General features: G+C 57.2%; 4 protein-coding genes. 2 read left to right on the forward strand and 2 right to left on the reverse strand.

Translation table 11 applies throughout. The features are described 5' to 3' along the window. Positions 1 to 252: 252 nt before the first annotated feature. A complete protein-coding gene (locus APZ21_RS06325; RefSeq protein ID WP_204249052.1) occupies positions 253 to 1,338 on the forward strand; it encodes a site-specific integrase in 1,086 nt (361 codons plus the stop codon). A 124-nt stretch (positions 1,339 to 1,462) separates the two neighbouring features. Here the strand turns inward: APZ21_RS06325 and APZ21_RS33770 are convergent, their stop codons facing one another. After that, positions 1,463 to 2,014, reverse strand: coding sequence for a TRADD-N-associated membrane domain-containing protein (locus APZ21_RS33770; protein ID WP_156370769.1), 552 nt, complete (start codon positions 2,012 to 2,014; stop codon positions 1,463 to 1,465). Beyond that, positions 2,011 to 2,685, reverse strand: coding sequence for a tetratricopeptide repeat protein (locus APZ21_RS32780; RefSeq protein ID WP_162240309.1), 675 nt, complete (start codon positions 2,683 to 2,685; stop codon positions 2,011 to 2,013). Before APZ21_RS32780 ends, APZ21_RS33770 begins: the two co-directional genes overlap by 4 nt. Positions 2,686 to 2,927: 242 nt before the next feature. Between APZ21_RS32780 and APZ21_RS06330 the strand changes: the two genes are divergently transcribed. Continuing rightward, positions 2,928 to 3,278 carry a hypothetical protein gene (locus APZ21_RS06330; protein WP_156370773.1) on the forward strand — a complete coding sequence of 117 codons (351 nt, stop codon included), beginning with the start codon at positions 2,928 to 2,930 and terminating at the stop codon, positions 3,276 to 3,278. Positions 3,279 to 3,466 lie beyond the last annotated feature (188 nt).

Here is a 3,466-nt window from a genome sequence, read left to right on the forward strand (position 1 = left end):
CAAAGTTACCTCGACACATCCTGCCTCATCCAAGGTTGACACAGAGGGTTATGCGCGAAATGTACCAACCCCGATCCGGACTTCTGGGGCCGCTGTCCCACCTGCACCATCACCTGGCAACTCAGCACGCGCCCGTGCCAGCGATGCGTCCTCGACCAACAAGCACGCGATCTCCTCAGCGACGACACCGGCACGATTCGTCCCGAACTCGTCCCTTTCCACCACGCGCTGATCAGCGCCGAACGCCCAGACGTGGCCGCGGCCTGGATCTGTCGTCCGAAGGTCCGTGACCTGCTTGAACGGATCGGAGGCGACCAGCGCCGTATCACCCACGAAATCCTCGACGAGTTGACCCCGGGCAAGGTGCTCGCGCATTTGCGCAGCGTTCTCGTTGCCAGTGGCACGCAACCTCCCCGCGATGAACGGCTCACCGCCGTCCAGAAATGGGTCACCCAGAAAGTTCAAGCCCGAACCGATTCCTCCGAACGACGAATCCTGCACGGCTACGCGGTGTGGCACCACCTGCGGCGTCTGCGTGACCGCCTCGGTGACAACCACACGACCCGCCTCCAAGACCTCAACCTGCGCTGTCACGTCACCGCAGCCGACAACTTCCTCACCTGGCTTGCCGAGCAAGAGCTGACCCTGAGTTCATGCGCTCAGGCCGACCTCGAACGCTGGATGACCGATCCCGCCGCCAGCTACCGCGACGAAACCGGTCATTTCGTCCGATGGTCCACACAACATCGCCACGCCCACGGCCTGGTCTATGGCACCACGCGCTGGACGGGCCCGATGAGTTCAATCGACAGTGAAAAGCGCTGGGCCGACGCCCGCCGACTCCTCAATGACGACTCACTATCCACCGCTGACCGTGTCGCCGGGCTTCTGGTAGTTCTCTACGCGCAGAGGATCTCCACCATCAGCCAACTCACCGTTGATGATATTCGGGCCGAAACTGACACCATCACAATGACATTCGGGACTACACCGATCATCCTGCCCACACCGCTGGACGAGCTGGTCCGTGAACTCGTGACCACCCGCCGCGGCAAAGCTAAGATCGGAACACCAGACGCCGTCCGTTGGTTATTCCCGGGAGGTCGCCCCGGGCACCCACTGGGCGACGACCAGATCGCCCAGCGCCTCCACCGGATCGGAATCCAACCCCGACAGGATCGTTCGACCGCGCTGTTCACGCTCGCTACCGAAATCCCGGCTGTGGTCTTGGCCAAAATGCTCGGCGTCCACATCAAAGTCGCCGTTCAATGGCAGCATATTTCTGGCGGGGACTGGGGCGCATACGCGGCCGACGTCAGCCAACGAGCACGACCGTGATATCAAATGTCAATCAATTCCGTAAGAATTAACTGCGGCTCTGGTGAGGGGTGAGTGTTCGGGTAGCAGGAGATACTGCCGACCTGCTCCAGTGAGGAATGCGTCTCGAATAGAATCGACATATCTAAGTATTGGCAGGACTTTGACTATCGACGTTCGCTGGCACTGCAACCATCGCTCGAACTAGATCAGCGATAACTTGAGACCGTGCATCACTCGGCAGGTTGGCACTGACACTGTTCGCGAGCAAATATCGTTGCGTCTTCTCCAGGCGAACATGAAAAGCATCGAGCTGTAGCGCCGTCTTGCCATATAGCCAAAAGTTAAGTCCAGCTATCACCTCAACAATTCCGCCGGCGAGCGAGCTTACCACCGCTGCGTCCAGAGTTTTGCTCACAATCGAAAAAACTACTGCGCCCACAAAGAAGACCAGACCCACTCCTGCTGATATTATCGCGGCCAAGAAACTCCGCCGGGCCTGTAGAAGGACACTCTCATAGTAGTCGTTACTGAGCGCCAGCTGGGAAGCAGCCACCTCCTGGATATTTTCTGGATCCGCCCGGGCCACACTTTCCAGTGCGTCACCCGAGAGTACATTCTGCAAACTCGGAGGGGTTCCGGTTCTCAAAGTACGGTTACCCGCATAGGACTCCACAGTCGCAGGTTCGGTGGTCAATTGCCATTCCTTTGCATGCGCCAGTATCGCAGACTCTCGGATGCTTTCTTTGTGTAGGGATGATCGGCTCCGAGAACTCGCGTATCGTCGACAACCGCTTGTTCAAGCTCGCGAACGGCTTGGGCCTTCTGACCCGAACGCCCCAAATAGCGAGCCAAGTTTTGTCGCGTCAACAGTGTTTCCGGGTGGTCGTGACCGAGTATTCGACGCCTGTCTCCAAGTAGCACTTTGAACTCCGCCACGGCAGTCATTGCATCTCCCACCTTGCCGAGCAGGTCAGCAAGGTTATTTCGTACCCGCATCGCGTCCGGATGGTAAACTCCTAGCGTTCTGGCATATGCGTCTCGAAGGTCTCGATAAACTTCGACCGCCTTTTCATGATTGTTGTTTTCGTTCAGCCAATGCGCTAGCGCGGCCTTTGTCGCCAGCGTCTCTGGATCATCTTCGCCGAGAATGCGCTGCTGGTCTTTAGACAATTTTTCCAGATCATCTACCGCACCGGGTGGATATCCAGCCAGCCCACGCCAGAACGCCAAGTTGTGCCGAGCGAAAAGTGTATCTGGGTGCTCATCGCCAAACAACCGACGGCATTCCATCTCTAAATTCTGAAAATCCACAAAAGCCCCGGATACATCGCCAGATTGCCCTCGGCAGTAGGCCAACAGATTCATGGCTTCCATGACATCCGGCGCCCCGTGCCCGCACTGTGCTGACAATCTATCAATAATCGACTCCAAGGTTATCACAGCATCATGAGCTCCGCCTCGTTCAGCTCGCAAGAATGCAAGTCGCGCTCGAATCTTCAAGGTATCTACATGAGAGGCACCGACTAACTCGGCCGAGATAAGCATTGATTCTTCCAATTGGAGCGGCGATTGGAACTGATCAGGCCAGCCCAGCACTCTCCTTGACGGTGATGTCGTCCGCTGTATCGCATTATCGGACCGGGTTGATTGAGGCGTATCAACCACGGCTACTTTGTCCAGCCATTGTGATCAAAGGTGTTGAGCTGAGTGTTGTGATCGCCGACCTGCACACCAGAAACTCCCCTGACACCTATCGCGTATCCCACACGACCCGAACGATCCAGCAAGTCGATCAATCGTTCGGCGAAATCAAGGATACCCGTTTCGAGCAAATGCCGTCGGCCATGAAGAATCTTAAGCAGCACCACGTCTGTTCGCTCTGGGTGTCGCTCGATATCCTTAAAGACGTCGGCACCCAATTGCTCGTCACCGATAGATGCTATGACGGCAGCTCGTAGTCGCTTGTACGCGACCCGTACGTCGGCTGAAGCAGCTCGACTCCCACCTGCGCTAGCGCCAGCGGCGAGAGCGGTAACGACGACGGCAACAGGATCCACGACTACCCCATCAATCGATTGATCTCCTAATCGCAGAGTCTAGTACTCCAGCCGTAGTTCGTGATGCCGCCGCTTTGCGGCGGCATCAC

Source organism: Nocardia arizonensis, from assembly GCF_001310275.1.
GTDB lineage: Bacteria > Actinomycetota > Actinomycetes > Mycobacteriales > Mycobacteriaceae > Nocardia > Nocardia arizonensis.